This is a genomic window from Helicobacter sp. NHP19-003 (genome assembly GCF_019703305.1).
Lineage (GTDB): Bacteria > Campylobacterota > Campylobacteria > Campylobacterales > Helicobacteraceae > Helicobacter > Helicobacter gastrocanis.
The window spans coordinates 503,199-523,960 of the sequence record NZ_AP024814.1 but is presented as its reverse complement, the minus strand read 5'-3'; the positions used below and the strand labels follow the sequence as shown (position 1 = coordinate 523,960).

The 20,762-nt window shown below is 48.7% G+C and carries 27 protein-coding genes and 1 pseudogene; 19 read left to right on the top strand and 9 right to left on the bottom strand.

Annotated features, from left to right (window positions below; all coding sequences use genetic code 11):
- Window positions 1-15: 15 nt before the first annotated feature.
- Window positions 16-2,070: a carbon starvation CstA family protein gene (locus tag K6J72_RS02810; RefSeq protein WP_221280460.1), complete on the bottom strand. Its 2,055-nt coding sequence runs from the start codon at window positions 2,068-2,070 to the stop codon at window positions 16-18.
- 49 nt (window positions 2,071-2,119) lie between these two features.
- Window positions 2,120-2,953 (bottom strand): outer membrane protein, encoded by an 834-nt coding sequence (locus K6J72_RS02805; RefSeq protein WP_260320647.1) that lies wholly within the window; start codon window positions 2,951-2,953, stop codon window positions 2,120-2,122.
- 90 nt (window positions 2,954-3,043) lie between these two features.
- Here K6J72_RS02805 and K6J72_RS02800 point away from each other — a divergent pair, with 90 nt between their 5' ends.
- The 3 genes from K6J72_RS02800 (at window position 3,044) to K6J72_RS02790 (ending at window position 5,080) form a co-directional block, all read left to right on the top strand.
- Window positions 3,044-3,337, top strand: coding sequence for a restriction endonuclease subunit S (locus K6J72_RS02800; RefSeq protein ID WP_260320646.1), 294 nt, complete (start codon window positions 3,044-3,046; stop codon window positions 3,335-3,337).
- Between the two features lie 124 nt (window positions 3,338-3,461).
- Window positions 3,462-4,556, top strand: a complete 1,095-nt coding sequence (locus tag K6J72_RS02795; RefSeq protein WP_221280456.1) for a sialidase family protein — start codon at window positions 3,462-3,464, stop codon at window positions 4,554-4,556.
- Complete coding sequence (locus K6J72_RS02790) at window positions 4,556-5,080, top strand: hypothetical protein (protein ID WP_221280453.1); 525 nt, start codon at window positions 4,556-4,558, stop codon at window positions 5,078-5,080. The genes K6J72_RS02795 and K6J72_RS02790 overlap by 1 nt, the downstream gene beginning before the upstream one ends.
- 56 nt (window positions 5,081-5,136) lie before the next feature.
- Here K6J72_RS02790 and K6J72_RS02785 read toward each other — a convergent pair whose 3' ends face one another.
- From K6J72_RS02785 to K6J72_RS02775, 3 genes are all read right to left on the bottom strand, one after another.
- Entirely contained in the window at window positions 5,137-5,613 is a 477-nt protein-coding gene (locus K6J72_RS02785) for a tetratricopeptide repeat protein (protein WP_221280451.1), read from the bottom strand.
- 193 nt (window positions 5,614-5,806) lie between these two features.
- Window positions 5,807-6,385 carry a hypothetical protein gene (locus K6J72_RS02780; protein WP_221280449.1) on the bottom strand — a complete coding sequence of 193 codons (579 nt, stop codon included), beginning with the start codon at window positions 6,383-6,385 and terminating at the stop codon, window positions 5,807-5,809.
- Window positions 6,361-6,726 (bottom strand): hypothetical protein, encoded by a 366-nt coding sequence (locus K6J72_RS02775; RefSeq protein WP_221280446.1) that lies wholly within the window; start codon window positions 6,724-6,726, stop codon window positions 6,361-6,363. Before K6J72_RS02775 ends, K6J72_RS02780 begins: the two co-directional genes overlap by 25 nt.
- A 79-nt stretch (window positions 6,727-6,805) precedes the next feature.
- On the opposite strand from K6J72_RS02775, the gene K6J72_RS02770 reads away from it, so the two are divergent.
- The 10 genes and pseudogenes from K6J72_RS02770 to yidC all read left to right on the top strand — a co-directional run.
- Window positions 6,806-7,294: a peptidylprolyl isomerase gene (locus tag K6J72_RS02770; protein ID WP_221280445.1), complete on the top strand. Its 489-nt coding sequence runs from the start codon at window positions 6,806-6,808 to the stop codon at window positions 7,292-7,294.
- Window positions 7,295-7,300: 6 nt separating this feature from the next.
- Window positions 7,301-7,537 (top strand): carbon storage regulator, encoded by a 237-nt coding sequence (locus K6J72_RS02765; RefSeq protein WP_221280443.1) that lies wholly within the window; start codon window positions 7,301-7,303, stop codon window positions 7,535-7,537.
- A complete protein-coding gene (locus tag K6J72_RS02760) occupies window positions 7,534-8,301 on the top strand; it encodes a 4-(cytidine 5'-diphospho)-2-C-methyl-D-erythritol kinase (RefSeq protein WP_221280441.1) in 768 nt (255 codons plus the stop codon). Before K6J72_RS02765 ends, K6J72_RS02760 begins: the two co-directional genes overlap by 4 nt.
- Window positions 8,298-8,750, top strand: a complete 453-nt coding sequence (smpB, locus tag K6J72_RS02755) for an SsrA-binding protein (RefSeq protein ID WP_221280439.1) — start codon at window positions 8,298-8,300, stop codon at window positions 8,748-8,750. The genes K6J72_RS02760 and smpB overlap by 4 nt, the downstream gene beginning before the upstream one ends.
- 2 nt (window positions 8,751-8,752) lie before the next feature.
- Window positions 8,753-9,220: a TonB-system energizer ExbB gene (gene exbB / locus K6J72_RS02750; protein ID WP_221280437.1), complete on the top strand. Its 468-nt coding sequence runs from the start codon at window positions 8,753-8,755 to the stop codon at window positions 9,218-9,220.
- Between the two features lie 9 nt (window positions 9,221-9,229).
- Window positions 9,230-9,628: a biopolymer transporter ExbD gene (locus tag K6J72_RS02745; RefSeq protein ID WP_221280435.1), complete on the top strand. Its 399-nt coding sequence runs from the start codon at window positions 9,230-9,232 to the stop codon at window positions 9,626-9,628.
- Between the two features lie 63 nt (window positions 9,629-9,691).
- Complete coding sequence (gene rpmH, locus K6J72_RS02740) at window positions 9,692-9,826, top strand: 50S ribosomal protein L34 (RefSeq protein WP_015106717.1); 135 nt, start codon at window positions 9,692-9,694, stop codon at window positions 9,824-9,826.
- A gap of 61 nt (window positions 9,827-9,887) precedes the next feature.
- Window positions 9,888-10,196: a ribonuclease P protein component gene (gene rnpA / locus K6J72_RS02735; RefSeq protein WP_260320645.1), complete on the top strand. Its 309-nt coding sequence runs from the start codon at window positions 9,888-9,890 to the stop codon at window positions 10,194-10,196.
- Window positions 10,193-10,513 (top strand): membrane protein insertion efficiency factor YidD, encoded by a 321-nt coding sequence (yidD, locus tag K6J72_RS02730; protein ID WP_221280432.1) that lies wholly within the window; start codon window positions 10,193-10,195, stop codon window positions 10,511-10,513. Before rnpA ends, yidD begins: the two co-directional genes overlap by 4 nt.
- Window positions 10,510-12,090: pseudogene (gene yidC, locus K6J72_RS02725) on the top strand (membrane protein insertase YidC); the annotation flags it as partial. The gene yidD and the pseudogene yidC, both read left to right, overlap by 4 nt.
- On the opposite strand, the gene K6J72_RS08635 reads toward yidC, so the two are convergent.
- The gene (locus K6J72_RS08635; protein ID WP_430886746.1) at window positions 12,054-12,143 is read right to left on the bottom strand and encodes a hypothetical protein; all 90 of its coding nucleotides are present in this window, start codon (window positions 12,141-12,143) and stop codon (window positions 12,054-12,056) included. The pseudogene yidC and the gene K6J72_RS08635 sit on opposite strands and share 37 nt — an antisense overlap.
- 21 nt (window positions 12,144-12,164) lie before the next feature.
- On the opposite strand from K6J72_RS08635, the gene K6J72_RS08630 reads away from it, so the two are divergent.
- Genes K6J72_RS08630 through mnmE form a run of 3 tightly spaced genes read left to right on the top strand, consistent with a single transcriptional unit; the run spans window position 12,165 to window position 14,266 of the window.
- Complete coding sequence (locus K6J72_RS08630; protein ID WP_430886738.1) at window positions 12,165-12,515, top strand: Jag N-terminal domain-containing protein; 351 nt, start codon at window positions 12,165-12,167, stop codon at window positions 12,513-12,515.
- Entirely contained in the window at window positions 12,508-12,915 is a 408-nt protein-coding gene (locus tag K6J72_RS08625) for an RNA-binding protein (RefSeq protein WP_430886737.1), read from the top strand. Before K6J72_RS08630 ends, K6J72_RS08625 begins: the two co-directional genes overlap by 8 nt.
- The gene (gene mnmE, locus K6J72_RS02715) at window positions 12,908-14,266 is read left to right on the top strand and encodes a tRNA uridine-5-carboxymethylaminomethyl(34) synthesis GTPase MnmE (RefSeq protein ID WP_221280428.1); all 1,359 of its coding nucleotides are present in this window, start codon (window positions 12,908-12,910) and stop codon (window positions 14,264-14,266) included. The genes K6J72_RS08625 and mnmE overlap by 8 nt, the downstream gene beginning before the upstream one ends.
- Here the strand turns inward: mnmE and K6J72_RS02710 are convergent, their stop codons facing one another.
- Window positions 14,267-16,072, bottom strand: coding sequence for an outer membrane protein (locus K6J72_RS02710; RefSeq protein ID WP_221280426.1), 1,806 nt, complete (start codon window positions 16,070-16,072; stop codon window positions 14,267-14,269). It lies immediately after the preceding gene.
- A 75-nt stretch (window positions 16,073-16,147) separates the two neighbouring features.
- Here K6J72_RS02710 and K6J72_RS02705 point away from each other — a divergent pair, with 75 nt between their 5' ends.
- Both K6J72_RS02705 and K6J72_RS02700 read left to right on the top strand, forming a co-directional pair.
- On the top strand, window positions 16,148-16,984 hold the full coding sequence (locus K6J72_RS02705) for an ATP-binding cassette domain-containing protein (RefSeq protein ID WP_221280424.1): 837 nt from the start codon (window positions 16,148-16,150) through the stop codon (window positions 16,982-16,984).
- Complete coding sequence (locus K6J72_RS02700; RefSeq protein WP_221280423.1) at window positions 16,981-17,658, top strand: class II aldolase and adducin N-terminal domain-containing protein; 678 nt, start codon at window positions 16,981-16,983, stop codon at window positions 17,656-17,658. The genes K6J72_RS02705 and K6J72_RS02700 overlap by 4 nt, the downstream gene beginning before the upstream one ends.
- A gap of 9 nt (window positions 17,659-17,667) precedes the next feature.
- On the opposite strand, the gene K6J72_RS02695 is transcribed toward K6J72_RS02700, so the two are convergent.
- Window positions 17,668-18,264 carry a peroxiredoxin gene (locus K6J72_RS02695; protein WP_221280421.1) on the bottom strand — a complete coding sequence of 199 codons (597 nt, stop codon included), beginning with the start codon at window positions 18,262-18,264 and terminating at the stop codon, window positions 17,668-17,670.
- A 133-nt stretch (window positions 18,265-18,397) separates the two neighbouring features.
- Here K6J72_RS02695 and K6J72_RS02690 point away from each other — a divergent pair, with 133 nt between their 5' ends.
- Window positions 18,398-20,122: an ABC transporter ATP-binding protein/permease gene (locus K6J72_RS02690; RefSeq protein WP_221280418.1), complete on the top strand. Its 1,725-nt coding sequence runs from the start codon at window positions 18,398-18,400 to the stop codon at window positions 20,120-20,122.
- Here the strand turns inward: K6J72_RS02690 and K6J72_RS02685 are convergent.
- Entirely contained in the window at window positions 20,091-20,762 is a 672-nt protein-coding gene (locus K6J72_RS02685; RefSeq protein WP_221280416.1) for an HAD family hydrolase, read from the bottom strand. The genes K6J72_RS02690 and K6J72_RS02685 overlap by 32 nt on opposite strands.

The window sequence follows — 20,762 nt, the reverse complement described above, 5'->3', positions numbered from 1 at the left end:
TTAACATGCCTAGCATTAAGACACAGCCACAAACGCGCTTTCGGCTAAAGGCGGTTGTACCTGCCCCTTGTAGGCACGCACACAAATACGCACACTCGCCACCAACACAAAAAACGCCACAAGCATGAAAAACACGCAAAGCATGGCATCGATGCTGTGGTTAAAGATGGCTTGCTTGAGCAGGCTTATTTGCTTAGGGTCTGTGGCGTGGGCGAGTTTTTCGCTTAAAATTTGGGCGGTGGCGACATGCGACACTTTGTTTAAAATAGGGTCTGCGCCTTTAGGCAGTACCTTTAAAACCCCGCTGTAAAAGGTGATGGATAAAATAAAAAACGCCGGGATCGCGCTCACCAAAGCGTGTCTAAAGCGTCCCATTTTAAATAAAACCGTGGTGCCAAGCAAGAGCGCCATGCCGGCGAGCATTTGGTTACTCACGCCAAAGAGCGGCCATAAAGTGTAAATCCCCCCTTTAGGATCGATCGTGCCCTGATACAAGAAATACCCCCAAAACCCGACCGCCAATAAAGTTGCCACAATGCCAGCCGCGTAGGAATTGGTGTTGCCAAGGGGTTGATAGACATGCCCTAAGATGTCTTGGATCATGAAACGGGCGGTGCGGGTGCCTGCATCCACGGCGGTTAAAATGAACAAAGCTTCAAAGAGGATCGCAAAGTGGTACCAAAACGCCATCACGCTAGGGTGCCCCACGACCTTATACACGAGTAAACTAAGTCCGATGGCAAAAGTGGGCGCGCCCCCCGTGCGGCTTAAAATGCTCTGCTCGCCTATGTGTTTCGTGATGTCTGTAATCTCTTGGGGTGTGATTTTAAAGCCCCAAGAATTGATGGCCTGCACAGCTGTGGCGATGTCCGTGCCTAGCGCACTTTGGGGGGCGTTGATCGCAAAATACAGCCCCGGGTGTAAAATGCCCGCCATCAACAGCGCCATTAAAGCGACCACAGATTCCATGAGCATAGAGCCATAGCCCACCAAACGGGCATGGCTTTCTTTGGCGATGATCTTAGGCGTGGTGCCTGAAGAAATCAAGGCGTGAAAACCGCTGATCGTCCCACAGGCGATGGTGATGAATAAAAAGGGAAAGAGCGCACCGGCAAAGACAGGCCCACTCCCATCGATAAAATGCGTCAGTCTAGGCAAGTGCATGGGCGGGGCGACAAAGACAAGGGCTAAAGCCAAAACCAGCACCACCCCGATTTTTAAAAAGGTGCTTAAATAATCTCTGGGTGCGAGCAAGAACCACACGGGCAAGATGGAGGCGACAAAGCCGTAGGCGATGATGATCCACGCCAAAGAGCTGGCCTGAAGGGTGAAGTAAGAGGCAAGAGTGGGGTCATTGGCCACCACCTTGCCATAATAAATCGCCAAGAGCAAGAGCGCAAAGCCGATGAGCGAGCTTTCGAGCACTTTGGGGCGTAAAAAACGCATGTAAAGCCCCATAAAAATGGCAATGGGGATCGTGCAAGCGATCGTAAAGAGTCCCCAGGGCGAGTGGGCTAAAGCTTTGACCACCACCATGGCCAAAATGGCGATGATGATGACCATGATCCCCAAAGTCCCCAGCATGGCAAACCAGCCCACAAAAGACCCCATTTCATCTTTAATCATTTCGCCCAAAGAACGCCCATTGCGGCGCATGGAGCAAAAGAGCACAATGAAGTCATGCACGCATCCGCCCAGCACACTGCCGATTAAAATCCACAAAATTGAGGGCAAATAACCCATTTGGGCGGCTAAAATGGGGCCCACTAGAGGCCCTGCGCCCGCAATGGCGGCAAAGTGGTGCCCGAAGGTGATCGCCTTGTGTGTGGGGACGAAGTCGCGTCCATCGTTGATCACACAAGCGGGCGTGGCGCGGTTATCATTGAGGCACAAGACCCTATACGCTACAAAATGGCTGTAAAAGCGGTACCCCAAGCTGTAAATACACACCGCCGCACACACCAGCCAAAGCGTGTTGATGCTCTCGCCCTTATGCAGGGCTAGCATTCCTAAAGCAATTGCCCCCACGATCGCCACCAACCCCCACAGCAAAGCTTTTAATTGTTCCATCTGTCCCCTTAGCAAAGAGCAAAGTCTAGCACAAGGGAGTAAATCGCGCCTAGAAAGTGTAAAAATAATGCGCAAAAAGGGCGATCCCCCGTTTCAAAAAAATACGCGCCTTGCCGCCTTTGCCATAAATGCCCCATTTGTTTTTGTCTTTCTCGGTGTAATAGGTGTGTTCTAAAAAGGGGAAGCGCACCCCCACTTCAAAGCTTTGGTGCTTAGAGAGTTGCGCCCTAAAGCCTCCTTGCACCGCCACTTGAAAACTAGGCATTTCATAAAACTTAGCCTCATTGCCCATAGAACTCGCGATCGAGGCGTTGTTTTTCCACACCGCGTCCGCACTGACGCAATCTTTAGGCTGTGTGGGGATTTGGGTTTGGCAACTTTTATCGCTGGCGTAAGCTTTGCCTAAAAGCCAGCTTTGCCCCCCGATCATCGCCCCCACAAACAGCCCCAAGCTGTGATCGCCCCGATTGAAAAAATTAGACAGCAAGTCGATCCCCGCCCCATAGAAAAATGTAGCGGCGTTTTGCGTGGCGCTGATGTTCTGCCCTTTGCGCCCAAAACCCAAATAGTTATACCCCCCACCCATGCCATTGGCAAAGGCAAAGTAACGCAAACCAAAAAGTTTGGGCTTGCCAAAGAATTGCTTGTAGCCCAGCACAATCTCTCCCCCATAGAGCGCCCCGCTGTGCTGCTGGCTGTGTGAAGTGCTCTGGTCAGCCACAGGCTCTAAGGTGTGTGTGCCGTCAATGGGGATGGTGAAGTTTAAGGTATGGCTAAAGTAGTTATAGACAAACCCCCCACCGACAAAAAACCCGTTTTTTTCTGCAAATAAAGGCAGCACCACACACATAAAAACCACCCACAGCTTAACACCAACGCGCATGCCAATCCTTTTAGAGTCCATAAACTCCTGAGTATAACATAAGCCCCCGATGTGCCCCAAACGGCTTAAGGTCAGATGGCTAGGGGTTGCATGTTTTCATCGCCCACCCTAAAAGAGGGCAGGCTAGAACGCCATAGAGCGTTATTTTTCATTGCAAGCATGCGTAAAGCCTTTAGCTCTTTTAGCTGGGGCAGCGCTTCTTTTAAACAATCCCTTTTAGAGAACATAGCCCTTAAACTCCCCACCCACAAAGATGGCGCAATCGCCTACGACTTAATGGAACACTTTATACGGGCTTTGGAGAAACAACAGATTGAGAGAATTAAGGCGTTGTGGGATCAAAGATTAAAGGCGTGTAAGGATATAATTCAAGCAAAAATTTAGAAAACAAAACCTTTTAAAATCGCCTTAAAACACATAGAAAATGGGTTGGTTGTGGCGATTAAAACACCCTACACCTTAAGCTATTTTGTGAGAAACTACAACCTTTGATTTAAAAAGGAGCACGATGCAATTTTTGGCTTTTGTCTTAGCCCTTTTTGGAGTGATCATGCTTTTAAAGCCCACAAAGCCCTGCATAAACTTAGTAAAATCCCCCACGCTCACGGAAAGCAAACCTCTTTTTAGTGCCCTAAGCTTGCCACCGCCGCCTGTTAAAAGTGTGCATTCAGCGAGTTTAACCGCTCTAGACGGCCACACAATGCTAGCCGCTTACTTTGGCGGGAGCAAGGAAGCCCAAAGCGATGTCAACATTTGGGGCAATTTTTACACGGACAAAGAGAAACAATGGAGCAAGGCGTTTAAGCTTTTATCTGCCTATGATTTAAGCCAACAAGCCCAAGAATTTGTAAAAATCCTAGGCAACCCCGTGCTTTTGACACATAGAAATCGACTTTATTTATTTGTGGTGGGGGCCAGTTTAGGTGGATGGGCGACTTCTAAAATCTATGTGTTGAGTGCCCCCTTAAGCAACCCCAAAGCCCTACACTACGCACAAACTCTGCACCTAAGCCCCTTTTTAAACATCAGCCATCTAGTGAGAAACGCCCCCACCTCGACTACAGATGGGGGCTTTATCCTCCCCATTTACCACGAATTAGCCAACAAATCCCCCGTGTTTTTAAAGTTTGACAAAGAAGCGCATTTGCAATTTTTAGTCAAGACCAACTACCTAAAACAACAATTACAACCTAGTCTTGTCCCGTATAAAAATTGCGCCTTTGCGGTTTTTAGAAGTTATAAAACCACGCATTTTTACACACAAAGCTGTTTAAACTTTTGGCATTGGCAAAAGCCCGCCCTCAGCAACCTCAACAATTACGACAGCGCAAACGCCCTGTTTAACGCCAATGGGGTGCTGTATCTCATTTATAACCAAGCCTTGCCAAACAATCCAAGTGCAAGAAGTGCCTTGCGTTTAGCCCGCTTTGATGCCAAAAGTGGGGCGTTTGTGCCTTTAAAGATTTTGGACACAAGCCTTAGGGGGGAGGTGAGCTACCCCTCTGTGTTGATCTTCCACAACCAAATCCATGTCCTTTACACCAAAGAGCGCAAGGTAATTGCACACTTGGTGTTGAATCTCTCGTACTTGAAGAGTCTGTAGTGGATGCCTTGTTTTTGGCTTTTTGTGTGGGGGTGTGGGTGTTTGTGGGTTTTAACGCCCTTTGGGGGATTTGTGGCTTTATCCTTTTAATCGTACCCATTTGTGGGTTTAGCCTAAGCAGCGTCTTTGTAGGGTTATTTGGAGCACCAAGTTCTTTTAGCGTGCTTTTAAGTGTGGGGGCGTTGTTGGCTCAATGCACACAAACGCCATTTTTATCTAAAAGAGCCTGTGCCTTTTTAGCCCTTTTTTCCTTATTTGTGTTCATGGACACCTTAGGGCTCTTGCCTTTTAGTTTTGTTTATGGCGATTACGCTCTACCTAGTTTAGGTGTCTTTGCCCTCATCGCTTTTTGCTTAGATCGCATGTTAGGCTGGCTGTTTTTGGGGGCACTTGCCACACAAGCCCTCATAAGAGAACCCATTTTGTATGTGGGCATGGCAGACATCTATTTATTTTTGGGAGCGAGTTTTGGCTTAATTAAAGGGGTGATCAGCCCCCTATGCGGACACCGCACCACGCCCTAAAGGCATCCATCCCATCTGCTAAAAACGAGGGGGATTTTTTGCCAAAGAGTTTTAAACTAAAAAGTCTGTTTGATTTGCATTTGTTGCACTTTGGGGAACATTTGCGCATCTGTGTCGCAAAGACCCATCACCCTAAGCCCCATTTGCCTGCTTTTCTTAAAGTACTCCCTAGCCCTTGCGCGATCTGGGTCCACGCCCAGCCCCCAATAATACATGCACCCTATATTCTGTACAGCCCCCGCATCTCCCATTTGGGCGGCTTTGGCAAAGTAGTCTAAAGCCTTGGAGTAATCTTTACGCACCCCATACCCATTGTGGTACAACACCCCTAAACCGCCGTAAGCGTGGGCATCACCCAGCCCCACTGCCTTGTTAAAATACTTGAGCGCAACTTTGTAATCCTTGTCCCTATAGGCTTGCTCGGCCTTGGGGAGGTATTGATCCACACTGACATTTTCATTTTCACTTTCGCCACAACCTCCAAGAAAATAACATAAACCTGCAACCATTGTTTTGAATAACTTTTGTTTCATAAACACCTTTCCATGAGGATAAAGTAGCATTGTATTCTCTTATGGCTTAAAAATATACTTAAAGTCTTGCATAAAAATCTGTTAGGATTACTATTCTAAACACAATGTGTTGTAGTAGAGTTAAAAGAGGAACAATAACTATTTTATTAGACAAAATAGCCTATAAAATATACTAATCCCTATATTTGTGTTTTTAAAATAAATTTCTATGCTTGAGGTTGCGTAAAAAGTCGTGGACACTGTGGCTTGGGGCAGTGGCACTTGGGTTGATCGCCATGCCCACAAACACCCCCGCGCTGTTGAAAAAGGGTCTGCCATAGGCATTGGTTTCTTTCTCGGGGGGGTAGGTGTGGTGTTCTAGCAAGGTCTGCACTTCAAAGGCGTTGTCATCGCTCACTTTGGGATAGTACACTTGGAGTCCGAGCGTGGTGCTTTTGGTCTGCAAGAGGTCTTGGGCGTAGCGTTTGTAAATGCGGGCGTGGTAGAAGCTCTCAGGGCGGATTTGGCAATAGTCGTTGGTGAAGGCGTGGGTGTTGAGCAAGGCCAGCCCCCGATTGCGATCAATCGCTTTGATGTGTAACCTTGCCACGCAAATGAGCACGGGCGCGCTGTCATCCTGCATTTGCGCCATGAAAGTCGTGGCGTACATCCCCTTGTCGTAAGCAAGTTCGGCAGAGGTTAACATATGCCCTTTTTGCAACAACAGCCCATAGCCTTGTTTGTAATGCCCATCCCCAAAGTAGGCGGTCAAAAACACGTGCTGTAAATCCATGGGTGCAAAACGGCGTGGGGGTGGTGGGGGGTGTTGTGTGTGGCGTGTTGGGGGGTGGGGGTGTTGTGTGTGGCGTGGCTAGGAGCTCGCTCTTGTGTGTGGGGTTTATGGGCGTTGGGCGTGGCGTGGCCTTTGTGGGCATTGGCTTCTTGGGTGGGGCTGTGTGTGGCGTGTTGGGGGGTGGGGGTGTAGGCGTTTGTGGGGGTGCTGGGGTGTGGTCTTCGTGGGCTTTGTGTTCTTTGTGGGGGTGGTGGTGGATTAAAGAGGTGTCTAGGGCTTCTTGCTTGGCCCCTAAAAGCCCCCCACCTAAGATAAGGTAAACCGCCAACACACCAACGCACCGCATAAGCACCCCATAACATAAATTAAGGGGGAAATCGGTAAAATGCCCCGATTATTTTAATCTTTTCAAGGAAGACAATGAAACCCCTAAAGACTTTTGAAACCAACCCCGATGTCTTAGAAAGCTACCACACTGCCACGATCCACACAAGCAAGGGGGCGATTAAAGTCCGCCTATTTGGCAACGATGCGCCCCAAACCGTTACGAATTTTGCAACCCTAGCCAATGAGGGTTTTTACAATGGCTTGGATTTCCATAGGGTCATCGCCGGCTTTGTGGCCCAGGGGGGTTGTCCGCTTGGCACAGGCACAGGCGGGCCTGATTACCGCATTAAATGCGAGGTTACAAACAACCCCCACAAGCACAAAAGGGGAGCTTTAAGCATGGCGCACGCCGGACGCGACACGGGAGGGAGTCAATTCTTTTTATGCTTTGCACCCCAGCCCCACTTAGATGGCGAACACACAGTGTTTGGGCAGATTGAAGATGAGGCGAGCTTACAAGTCTTAGATAGCCTAAAACAGGGCGATAAGATCGAGAGTGTCCAAATCTCGGCGCAACCCTAAGTTTGTATGCTGATTTTATCGCGCAAATTGGGGGAGGGGGTTGTCTTGGGCGACTCGATTTATGTGCGGGTGGTTTCCATTGAAAAGGGGAGTGTGAAGTTGGGCTTTGAAGCCCCCCCCCACACCTTGATTTTGCGCTCGGAGCTGAAAGAAGCGGTGGCGTTGGAGAACAAAAAAGCGTCTAAAGATGTGAGCGACCAGCTTTTGGCCGGTATTGGCAAAGAACTAGGCAAGATCGATTGACATTTAGTTGCCCCGTGTATCCAAAGGTCAATGTCTTTTTAAAGATGGTCGGCAGAGCTCAGGGGTATCATTTATTGAATTCCCGTTTGTGCCTAGTGCAAAACTTGCACGATGTGTTGGGTGTAAAAAGTGCGCCCAAGTTTAGCTTGAAGGGCGCTTTTAATTGCCCCCTAGAGCAAAACACCATTTACAAGGCGTGGTGGTTGCTAAAAGAGAGTTTAAAGCCCGCTTCACGCCTGCACTTAGAGCAAATCAGTGTAGAGGTAGAAAAACACATCCCTTTAGGTGGAGGCCTTGGAGGCTCAAGTGCGGATGCAGGGGTGTTTTTAAGGGAAATCAATGGACACTTAGAGCTGGGCTTAAGTTTGGAGCAACTTTATCAAATCGGGGCACAAGTGGGGGCGGATGTGAATTTTTTTATCTCGGGCTTTGCTAGCGCAAATGTCAGCCACTTTGGCGAAGTGGTGGAGTCTTTTGGCGAACCCCCCCTAGAAGTGCAACTTAGCATCCCGCCCCTAGAGTGCACCACCGCTAGGGTTTATGGGGCCTTTAGTGCCTTTAAAGAATTTAACCCCCTTTGGTTAGAAACGCCAAGCCTTGCGCTTTTAAAAACCCACACAGCGCAAGAGTTAAACGACCTACTCACCCCTGCTTTTGAGTGCTACCCTGCTTTAAAAGAGTGGACTAAGTCTTTAGACCCTAGTTACGCATGGTTTTTGAGCGGAAGTGGGGCCAGCTTTTTTGGGATCAAGGATAGGGTGTGAGAGAGATTGCCCGCAATAAAAAAGCCTTTTTTGACTATGAGATTTTAGAAAGCTTGGAGGCTGGGGTGGTTTTAGTGGGGGCAGAGGTCAAAGCCATTCGGGCGGGGCGTGTCAATTTAAAGGATAATTTTGTTAAGATCATTCGAGGCGAGGCGTTTTTATTTGGCGTGCATGTTTCCCATTTGCAGACGGCAAACGCCCACTACACACCTGATGAAAGGCGGGTGCGTAAGCTGTTGCTCCACAAAAAACAGCTCTTGAAGTGGTACGCTCAAGTGGGGCAACAACGCCTAAGCATCGTGGCTTTGAAATTGTATTTTAACGCTAAAAATCGGGTAAAATTGCAAGTCGCCCTGGTGCGCGGCAAGAAACTTTACGACAAGAGAGAGAGCATGAAACAAAAGGTTTTGGACATGGAAGCCAAGAGCCAACTAAAGTACAGAGGGTAGCGATGGGCGATTTCAACTTAAAAGAAATGGTGGACTATGGGATTTTGGGCTTTTTGGCCTTTTTGTCTGTGGTTGTCATTGCGATCGGCATTGAGCGGGTGTGGTTTTACGCCACGGTGCGGGTGGATGACTACAGCGACAAGCGCAAGCTGGAGCTGGACTTGCACCGCCGCTTGACCTTAGTCGCCACCATCGGCTCAAACGCCCCCTATGTCGGGCTACTTGGCACCGTTACGGGGATCATGATCACCTTTATTGAACTAGGCAACACCACAGGCGTAGACACGAAGGCGATCATGGTCGGTTTGGCGTTGGCGTTAAAGTCTACAGGGATGGGGCTGATTGTGGCGATCCCCTCCGTGGTGATTTATAACATGTTGGTGCGTAAGAGCGAGATCATCGCCACCAAGTGGGACATTTACCACCACCCCGCCGAGGGCCAAAGCTTCAACCGCCTAGACATGGATTAGGACACGCCCATGAAAAAGATCGACTCAATGAATGTGGTCCCGTTCATTGACATTATGTTGGTGTTGTTGGTGATTGTGCTCACCACTGCGTCCTTTGTCAGTACTTCTAAGTTGCCCATCAATATCCCCAAAGTGGACCAAAGCTCCAATAAAGCTGAAGATGTTTTGGACAAAAAGCAGGTCAATATCGCCATATCCCACAAGGGCGAATTTTATTTAGACAAAAAAAGGGTGAGCTTTGAGGCGTTGAGGCGGGCGGTTTCAAGCTACCCCAAGGACACACCCATCATTTTACAGGGCGATAAAAACAGCAATTTAGACAGCTTTGTCAAAGTCGTGGACCTGCTCCAAACACACAATTTAAACCAGCTCTATATCTTGGTGGAGGACAAAAACAGCACCCGCTGAATTTAGATAGCTTTTAGCCAAATTTGGCTAGAATAGTCCTTTTGAAAATTTTAAAGGAAGACAATGAAACGGACTTACCAACCCCACAACACGCCTAGAAAGCGCACGCATGGTTTTCTTGTGAGGATGAAAACCAAGAACGGGAGAAAGGTCATTAAAGCCCGCCGTGCTAAAGGAAGGAAGCAATTAGCCGTTTGATTTTTGCGGCGTGCAATCCCTAAAAACCACCCAGCAATTTTCTTACACCTATAAAAAGGGCATGCGGACACAGAGGGCGTTTTTCGCCATTTACAGCCTGCCCCTAGAGGGCTTGCCCCCTTTTTTTGGCACTCCCAGGACTTCTTTGCTCGGGCTTAGCGTGTCTAAGAAGGTGGGTAAGGCGGTGCAAAGGAATTTACTCAAAAGGCGGGTACGCGCCATTTTGAGCCACGCCCGCCTAGAAAAGCAGGTGATCGTCTTTGTGGCGCGGGCGGGGATTTCTAGCCTAAGTTATGCAGAGTTGAAACAGCAAATTTTGGCATGCCTAAAGCGCAAACACCCCCACAAGGGCGCACTGAGGCGTGTATGAGAGTTGCCCTAGCCTTGCTCGCCTTTTACCGCACCTGTATATCGCCCATGAAGCCTGCCACCTGCCGCTTTTACCCCACCTGCTCCACTTATGCGCTGTGGCTTTTGGCAAACGAGTCCTTGCCAAAAGCCCTTTTAAAGGTGGCTAGGCGGGTTTTATCCTGCCACCCCTTTCACCCCGGTGGGCTAGATTACCCCAGCACAAGCAAGCCCTTAAGCCCTAAATTTTACGCTCCAAATGCGTTTAAGCTAGTTTATTACCTAGTGCCCACAAGCCCTAATGCCCACACCTACTATATTCTCAAGGTACACTCGTGAACGAAAACAATTCCAAATTCATTTTAGCCATTGCTCTCTCCTTCATTTTTTTAATCGCTTATAGCTACTTTTTTCAGCCCAAGCCCAAGCCAGAGGATCAGGCGCACCAAATCACCCAAAGCACCCACAGCCTACAAGGGCAAGCCCCCGGCGCTTCCCACTTGGCCCCAAACACCCTAGAACAAAATGCCCCACAACCCACGCAAAACACCCCCCTAATCGCCTTTGTGCGCTCTAAAGGTGTGGAGATTGAGATCGACTCTTTGGGGCGCATCGCCCAGGTGTATCTGAAAGATAAAAAGTTTACGGCGCATCGCCAAGAGGGCTTTTTGGAACATGTCCAAGAGCTTCTAGGGCTTGCCAAACCCAAACCCCCTTTAGAAAAATTGCCCTTGCTCGGCACTGATGCCCTAAAGCCCTTAGAATTGCGCTTTGTAGACAATGCTTTAAATGCAGAGGCGTTTAAAACCCCCTACAGTGCTTCAGCCAAAGAAATCACCCTAAACAATGCCCCCCAAAGTTTGGTTTTAACCCAAGAGTTGCCCGGCTTGACTTTAACCAAAACCCTCACCTTTTACCCCAACCTCACCTATGATTTAAAAATCCACCTAGAACCAAAGAGGGCGAGCAACACCGCCTATGTGCTCTCCAATGGCGCAAGACCCGTGGCCGATGCAGATGGCTATGCGTTTCACGGCGTGCTCTTAGGCACACAAGACCATAAATTAGAAAAGATTGAGGACGGCAAGGCGAAGAAAACCAAGACCTTTAGCAACACGACTTTTATTGCCAGCGTAGATCGTTACTACACCTCGCTCTTTTTTGCCAACACCCCCCTAAACGCCATTGTAGACACACAGCCCAGCAAAAACCCCCTGCCCTTTGTGTCCTTAAAGGGCGATGCCACCTTGCATGGTTACATAGGCCCTAAAGACCACCACCTATTAGCCCAAATCAACCCCGCCCTAACAGAGGTGATCGAGTATGGGATCATCACCTTCTTTGCCCGCCCCGTGTTTCTCTTGCTAGACTTTTTACACAATTACACCCACAATTGGGGGTGGGCGATCATCTTGTTAACGCTCATTGTGCGGATTGTCCTTTATCCTTTAAGCTACAAGGGCATGGTGAGCATGCAAAAAATCAAAGACCTCGCCCCCGCAATGAAAGAATTGCAAGAAAAATACAAGAGCGACCCGCAAAAGCTCCAAATGCACATGATGCAACTTTATAAAAAGCACGGGGCAAATCCTTTGGGCGGGTGTTTGCCTTTGCTCCTACAAATCCCCGTGTTCTTTGCCATTTATCGGGTGCTTTACAACGCCGTAGAGCTCAAAAGCGCGGGGTGGATGCTGTGGATTCACGACCTATCGCTCATGGACCCTTATTTTATCCTGCCCCTTTTAATGGGGGTCTCTATGTACGCCCAACAAGCCCTGACCCCAAACACCATCACCGACCCCACGCAAGCCAAAATCTTTAAAATGCTGCCCTTGTTTTTTACGATTTTTTTGATCACTTTTCCGGCGGGGTTGGTCCTTTATTGGACGATTAATAATATTTTTTCTATTGTCCAGCAGTGGATGATTAACCAAATGCTCGACAAAAAAAAGGCTAGAGAAATCGCCAAACACAAGAAATAGGAGTTGGCATGCAAACCATCAACGCCCCGAGCCTAGAAGAGGCGATCATCAAGGCTTCTTCGGTGCTTGGCTGTTCGGTCGTGGATTTGGAGTATGAAGTGATCCAAGCCCCCAGCAAGGGCTTTTTGGGCTTAGGTAAAAAGGAAGCCATTCTAAGGGTGCAAAGAAAACCCCAAGCCCCCATAAACCCCCAGCCAACCCCAGCCCCCAGCAAGCGCAAGCCGATGGCTTGCTCCCTGAAACCGCCGCACCACAGCCACAAACCCCAGCCCCCAAGCAAGGCACACTCAAGAAGCCCCAAGCCCACAACCCACAAACAAGTTAGCCCAAATCCAAGCCGAGCTAGAGAGTTTGTTTAGCCATCTGCCCTATGAGATCGAGCGCATACAAGTGAGCCTTTACAACCCCCAAACGCTGTTGATCGAAATCAATGGCCCCGACTCGGCTCTCATCATCGGTGAAAAGGGCTACCGCTACAATGCCTTATCTTACTTGCTCTTTAATTGGATACACCACAAGCACAATTACAATGTCCGCCTAGAGGTGGCGAGCTTTTTAAAAGATCAAGAGGAAATGATGGAGGTGTATTTGCAGGGCGTGATGATGGCCGTGCATGAGGTCGGCAAGGCGCAAACCAAGCCCCTAGATGGCATGCTCTTACACATTGCCTTAAAACGCCTACGAGAGGCCTTTCCTAATAAGCATATAGCGATCGAACAAAACAGCCAAAACGAGTCGGTTGTAGTCGTGAATGACTGACACCATCGCCGCCATCGCCACAGCCCCGGGGCAGGGCGCGATCGCCATTGTGAAGATCAGCGGCAAAGATTGCCTAAAAATCCTACAAGCCCTGACACACCGCCCCCACTTTGCCCCTAGAAAAGCGATCTTGGTGGATTGTTTTGAGCCTAGTGGGGATTTATTAGATCAAGCCCTCGCCCTTTATTTTCAAGCCCCCCACAGCTACACAGGCGAGGATGTCGCCGAAATCCAATGCCACGGGGGGGTGCTTGTGGCGCGATTAATCCTAGAGGCTTGCTTAAAGGCGGGGGCAAGGCTTGCGACAAGCGGGGAGTTTAGCAAGCGGGCGTTTTTCAATGGGCGCATGGATTTATCACAAATACAGGCTCTGCAACAACTCATCGAGAGCCAAAACGCGTCTATGGCAAAGGCGATGGCAAAACAGCTTAAGGGGGGGCTTAAAGACTTCGTGCACTCCGTCCGCACCGCCCTTTTAGAGCTCATCGCCACGGCTGAGGTGTTGATCGACTACGCCGAAGAGGATTTGCCCGAAAACTTGCCAGAGATGATGTGCGCCAAAATGCGCCCCACCTTAGAGAAGTTGCAACACACCCTAGAGGTGTCTAAAGCCAAACAGGCCCAGCTAGAGGGCTACACTCTAAGCATTGTGGGCAAGCCCAATGTGGGCAAGAGCTCGCTTTTAAACGCCCTCTTGTTGCAAGAGCGCGCCATAGTGAGCCCGCTTGCCGGCACCACTAGGGACACTATAGAGGAGGTCATTTATCTCAATGGCTCTTGTGTACGCCTTGTGGACACGGCGGGCATTAGGGAGGGGGCGGATGTGATCGAGAGCTTAGGCATTGCTAGAAGCAAGGCACGCATGCAAGAGAGCCAAATCATTTTGGCTTTATTTGACTTGAGCCACGCATTAGACGACCAAGACATGCATATTTTAGACTTGCTAGCAAAGCAACAAGACAAAATCATCCTTGTGGTTTTGAATAAAAGCGATTGCGTTAAAAAGCTAGACACCCCCGCCCTTTTAGAAAAACTGCCCTTCATCAAAGCCCCCCCACTTGTTTTAAGTGCCAAAGGAAGCCCTTGTTTGCCCCTGATCCAAGAAGCCCTAGCCCCTTTCATGCAAACCGACTTGCCCGATGTGATCTTGCCTGCCTTAAGCCAACAAGAAGCCCTAGAAGCCACCATCGCCCACCTACAAGAAGCAACAAAACCCCTAGCACGCCTTGAGCTTGAGCTCTTTGCTTACCACATTAAAGACGCTTTAGAGAGTTTGGCTAGGCTCACCAGCCCCTACAACACGGAGGAAATGCTCGGGGTGATGTTCTCTAAGTTTTGTCTAGGCAAGTAGCTAAAACACCCAGCCGTAGTTGAAGAAGACATTGAAATGGCGCACACCCTCTTTAATGGTGAGCGTGCCCGCAAGGTCGTTGGTGTTGATTTTGGCGACTAAATTTTGCTGGGCTAAAGGCAAAGCGACGCCGATGCTGTATTTGGAGTGCTTGTAGCGGTAGTTAAAGCCCACATCTAGGTTCAAATTGCCGCTGTTGAAAAACCCCGCCCCCTTTAAGCCATAGCCCTTCCACAACGCCCGAAAGCCCACAAACATGCCATAGGAGCTTTTAAATTTACGGTGCACAATGCCGACCCCTCTTTTGTTGCGGATGCGGTAGGTGCTGTAATTGGTTTTAAAGTCAATGAGCGCGTCCATCCCCACCCCGAAGGCGACTTGGTTGATGGTGTGCACAAAGCCCATTCTTTTAGCGTAGTTGTATTTGATGATTCCATAGTAAGACAGCCCGAAGTAGTCGTTGAAGTATTGTTGGTAACCCCCCATGACATTAAAGCCCACCATCGCCGAAGCGGCGGCGCTGTTGGTGGAGAGGACACTGCGTAACGCGCGCATGAAGGCGGTGGGGTAAACGGGACTACTTTGGCTGGCTAAATTGTTGTAGTTGATGGGCAAGTCCCCCGCTTTACCAAGTTGTGTCCACACATCTACACCGATCCCGCCCATGCCCGCTTGGACATATTGGCCATTAATTTTGTAATATTTCCAGCCGGCATGCGGCCCGTCAGTCGATTCCGGCCCTCCGATAGAGTTGTACCAGCCATTTTGGTAAGTCATGTTGCCATTGTGCCCGTAGTCATTGACATGCCCAAATTCGTGCATGATGGTGATGATAGGCCATGTATCGCTATTGAGGCTATTGGTATCTAAAATCTTGGCATCTTTGGGATTAATGATGTAGGGCTGTACCCCCCAAACCCCCGGACCACCCAGACCTTCATAGGGGGCTTTGGAAGTGAGGGTGTCGATCACAATGATTTTTTGACCCGTGTATCTGTCATAAACCTGCTGTTTGTTGAGGATGTCGTGTGTGCAAGCTGTGTTGCTCCCACACTGCCCCTGCGCGTTAGGGACAACATTGGGTTTAAAGTCCGAGGGGCCATTGACTAGATCAAAGGGGGCGTTTAAAACCGCATTTTTAAACTCGGGGGAACTTAACATGGCGGTTAAATTTAAAAAGGTTTCCACTAATTCTTTTGCCTGCGCGGGTGTAGGAATCGCCCAAGTGGTGTTGCCAGCAGCCCCGGCTTGGGCAATCTCGCCCTTGATGTCCACCGTGATTTTGTTAAGATCGTTTAAAACCTGTGTGGTGGTGGGATCGGAGCTGGCGGAGGGTTCTAGGCTAAAAGTGGAGTTGGCATTGCCCCCAGCTTTGGCGATCTCGGGGAGCAAACTTTGGGCGATCACACTTTGGGTAAATTGCGGGATGTCTTTAAACATGCCCACCTTGACCTTTTGCCCATTGGCAGTGGTCATATAAACATTGACATTGTGGAGGTTGTAGGGCAAAAAGCTTTCAATGTGTAACTGCCCATCGCTTAGTTGCATTTTCACCGGGTGGGTGGTGTTAAAAGTAACGGGGTTTTTGCGGTTATCTAAGGCCGCCTGCGTGAAAGTGGGCGCGGCATTTAGCATGTAAGTGGAATCACAGATCACACCCAGCGGGCAGGGGGGCTTTTTCTCAATGTCTTCTTGGGTTTCTAATAAACCTGTCATCAAGCCCCCCTCCACAAAGAACCCATCTTTAGGGTGTGCCATTAAAAAACCAGAACTACTCAAGACTAGGGGGAGCAACCATTTACGCATGCAAGTAACCTATGTTAAGATAGCTATAAAGTTTTGTTGTAGCATTTTGAAACTTTAGACTTGTTGAGATAAAACATGCTGGAGATTTTAGTACAAAAACGCTTAAAGGGGGCGGGGGGAGACTTTAACCTAGAGGCCAACTTGCGCCTACAATCTGCCCAAACCTACGCCTTGATGGGGGCTTCTGGTGTGGGCAAAAGCACCTTGTTGCGCGCCATCGCCGGGTTAGAAACCCCCGATTGTGGGCGCATTGTTGTTCAGGGGCGGGTGTGGTGCGACACACAAAAGCACATTAACCTAAGCCCGCAGGAGCGCAAAGTGGGCTTTGTGTTTCAAGATTATGGACTGTTCCCCCATTTAAACACCCAGCAAAACATCGCCTTTGGGGCCCCCAAACACCCTAAAATCGCTGAGATCACCGCTCTCATGGAGCTAGAGGGGTTGTTGAAACGCCCCATCGCCACACTCTCAGGCGGGCAACAACAAAGGGTCGCTTTGGCACGGGCGATTTTGCGTGCCCTTGATGGCGGGTCGCTTTTATGCCTAGATGAGGGTTTGAGCGCGCTTGATCCGCATATGCGCTCCAAACTGCAAGAACAGATCAAATTTTTAAGCGCACACTTTAAGCTCACCACCTTACTCATCACCCACGACCTTTTAGAAGCCCATAAAATGGCAACCACGCTGATACACCTACAAGCACAGGGGCCAACCCACACCGCCCACATCCAAAGCTTAAAGCCCCAAACAGCCCTGCACGCTAAAGTGCTGCAAAGCCAAAATCAAGAGCTCACCCTGGCCCTAGGGCCACAAATTTTATGCCTGCCCTATGCTAAGAAGCTCAAAGAGGGGGATTGTGTGGCGCTAGACCCACACAATCTGCAAATAAATGTGTTAGAATCCCCGCTATGAAAAATGTCTATGTTAGAGAAGTGGATCAAAAACTCTTGGAACAGCTTAAAAAGGTGTCGCTCTCGATGTTTCGCAAGGGCTTTTTTAGCATTTTTAGGGGCTCAATCTCAGCCCGCATGGGGGCGACTCGCTTTCTCATCAATAAGAACAACGCCGTTTTTGACAATTTGGACGAAGAGTCCTTCATCGTCTTGCAAGATAAATTGGACTACCGCTGGAGAGAGGCGAGCATGGATGTGGGCATCCACGCCAGCATTTACCGCCACTTCACAGAAGCCCGTTTCATCGCCTATGGCCGCCCCCCACACGCCATTGCCTACTCTTTAACCAACGAATACCTAATTCCCAAAGATTACCTGGGCGCCACCCTCCTAGGGTCAAAAATAGAAATCTACGACCCCAAGAGCTATAAAGATTGGCAAGATCGCTCCTCGGTGGACATTTTGCACTATTTACAAGCGAGCAAGCGGCATTTCATTTTCATCAGGGGGTGTGGGATTGTGGTGTACCACAGAGAGTTACAAGGCTTGCTAAAAATGCTTGATCTCATTGAAGGGAGTTGTGAAATCTTGCAATTTGCAAACTTCACCCAAACCCACAGGGGGGACCCTTTGTCCCACAAGGAGACTCCGCCCCCTGCCCGGGCACTGCCCGAGCAAACGAGCCAAAGCTAGGTTTAAAACTTATAGGCGGCTCGCGTGTTCTTTGAGGTATTCAGCCACACCCTCATGGCTAGCTTTCATGCCCGCATCGCCTTTTTGCCAACCAGCAGGGCAGACCTCGCCATGTTCTTCAAAGAAAATCAAGGCATCCACCATGCGTAGCATTTCATCTACATTGCGCCCTAGGGGGAAGTCGTTGATCACTGCATGGCGGATTTTTTGGTGTTTGTCAATGAGAAAGGAACCTCTAAGAGCGATGGCGTTTTCAAAGAGCACATCGTAGGCCCTAGCGATGTCTTTGGTCACATCTGCCACGATAGGGAAAGTAACTTGACCGATTCCGCCCTTTTCTGTGGGGGTGTTTTTCCAAGCATAGTGGACCACTTCGGTGTCGGTGGAAACCCCAATCACATTAAAGCCCCTTTCGTTAAATTCTTTCACGCGGTGGTCAAAAGCAATGACTTCAGAGGGGCAAACAAAAGTAAAATCTTTGGGCCAAAAGAACAGCACTGCGCCATTGCGTCCTAAATTTTTAGACAATTCAAAATGCTCATCCACTTGGTTATTGGGCAAAACAGCCGCGGCTTTAAAATCGGGTGCGACTTTTGTAACTAACATAAAAAATCTCCTCGTAAATATGATTGTTTTTGTTAGAAAAACTAACGGGCGCATTGTAGCCAAATATCCATTAACAATCAAGGTGGGTTTTGGGTATAATTTGCTCCTTTAAATTGTCTTTTAAGGATTCTACTTGGCTTCAAAGAAGCGTCTCAGCCTCTTTAAAATTTTCTTGCGTTCGCTCTTGCAAATCTCTGCCCTATTTGATAAACGAGATAAAAAAATCTTAGTTGTGTTGGTTTTTATGTCGATTCTGCTCTCTTTGATCGAAGTCTTTTCGATCAGCGCGATCATGCCCTTCATCACGCTGGCTAGCTCGCCAGATTTGATCCTCTCTAACCCCTATGCCCGCGCGGTTTATGACACTTTTCACTTTAAAACCCCTCTACACTTTGCCTACTTTTTCAGCTTTGTGCTCGTGGGGCTGTATGTGTTCCGTTTGGGTTATAGCGTGCTCTTTGCCTATGTCAATGGCCGTTTTGCCTCCAAAAAGGCGCACGCCCTTGCCCAAAGGCTGTTCATGCACCACCTCAAAAGCTCCTACTTAGAGCACATCAACCTCAACCTAGACAAAATCCGCCACGCCATCATGGGAAAAAGCCAGAATGTAGCAGAGGGCTTGAATGCCATTTTAGGATTGCTCTCCGAACTGAGCATCATGTTATTTTTGTATGGACTCTTGCTTTACACCAACTGGAAAATGACCCTTGCTTTAACCTTTATCCTCGCCCTGCAAGTCTTTTTCATTACCAAATACATGTCTAGGTTCATCCAACAAAAGGGGCAGATCGCCAACAACACGCAAGTACAATCCCTAAAAATCTTTTCTAAGTTTTTTGGCAATTTTAAAATCACCAAACTGAAAGACAATCACGAACAAGCCTACCAAATCTTTAGCCAAAACAGCCTCAATAGTGCCAAAGCCAACATCACCTACCGCACTCTGCAAGCGATCCCCAACCGCTTTTTAGAGACCGTGGGCTTTAGTCTGCTCATTTTAGCGGTCGTCTATGTCTTGCATAAATATGGAGAGGCGCGGATGGTCTTGCCCATCATCTCCATGTACGCTTTAGCCCTTTATCGCATGCTCCCCTCCTTAAACCGCATTTTAGATCAATACAACATCATCTGTTACCAACAGCACGCGATCAATGGGGTTTACAAGGACTTGAAGCGCCCCATCCAAGAAGAGGGGGCATTAGATTTACCCTTTAAAGAGGCGATCTGCCTTAAAAATGTCAGTTTTGCCTACAAGCATACCCACCCCATTTTACAAGGCGTGGATTTGGAGATCAAAAAGGGGCAAAAAGTCGCTTTTGTCGGGCCTAGTGGGTGTGGTAAATCCACACTCGTGGACATCATTATAGGTGTGCTGTATCCAAATGAGGGGCAGATTTTCATAGATCATGCCCCCCTAACCCCCCAAAACATCCGTACATGGCGGCAAAAGATCGGCTACATCCCCCAGCACATCTATTTGTTTGATGGGAGTGTGGCAGAAAATGTCGCTTGTGGTAGCCCGCTGGATGAAAACAGGGTCATAGAGGTTTGCAAAATGGCGCACATTTACGACTTTTTGTGCCAACATCGGGGGATTGAAACGACCATAGGCGAGGGGGGGATCAACCTCAGCGGAGGGCAAAAGCAAAGGCTAGGCATTGCTAGGGCCTTGTATGACAACCCCGAGATTTTAGTCCTAGATGAAGCCACCTCTGCCCTAGACACCCCTACAGAGGCAAAAATCATGGACGAGATTTACAGCGTGGCTGAAGACAAAACTTTACTCGTAATCGCACACCGCCTCAGTACCATTGAGCGTTGTGATGTCAAAATTGATCTAAGCAAGCCCTCTGTGTGAGTTTTTCTAAATCTAAGCCTTTAAAAGTATGGATATAGGCATTTGGCCACAACTCTTTTAGGGCGGGGTTGTTGTAACCTAAAAAAGCAATTTTATTGGCCCTTGCGCTCTCATAATCGCTCTTGCTATCGCCGATCAAGACCATTTGGCTAGGCTCATAGCCGTACTTGGCGCAAAGATTGCTTAAAATTTTAACCTTTGCCGGGGGCGTGCCCTCAATGCTCTTAAAATAGGGCACAATCCCCAAAAACTCGCAGAGCACTTGCAACTCGCTATGCAGAGCCGCCGAGGCGATGTGGAAAATATACGCCTCATCGTTTGCCTTGATGAAGTCCAACACTTCTGCGTTTAAATGTTCTCTCGAGAACAGGTCTTTAGAAATGATTTGCCCGAACTCCTCAACTAGGGCGTTGATTTTATCCACATCTATGGTTTTCTTTAAAATTTGGGTGTAAAAATGGGCAATTTTATCAAAGCGACTCACCCCCCCATTGGCGTAATGGTAATCCTCAAACGCCTTTAAGATTGTTTCATCCGCCTTTGTGTGCCGTCTAAACAACGCCTTAAACCCCTCGCCTTTTAAGTGCATGCTGTTAAACACCACTCCATCAAAATCCCACACCACAACTCTTAACGCCAT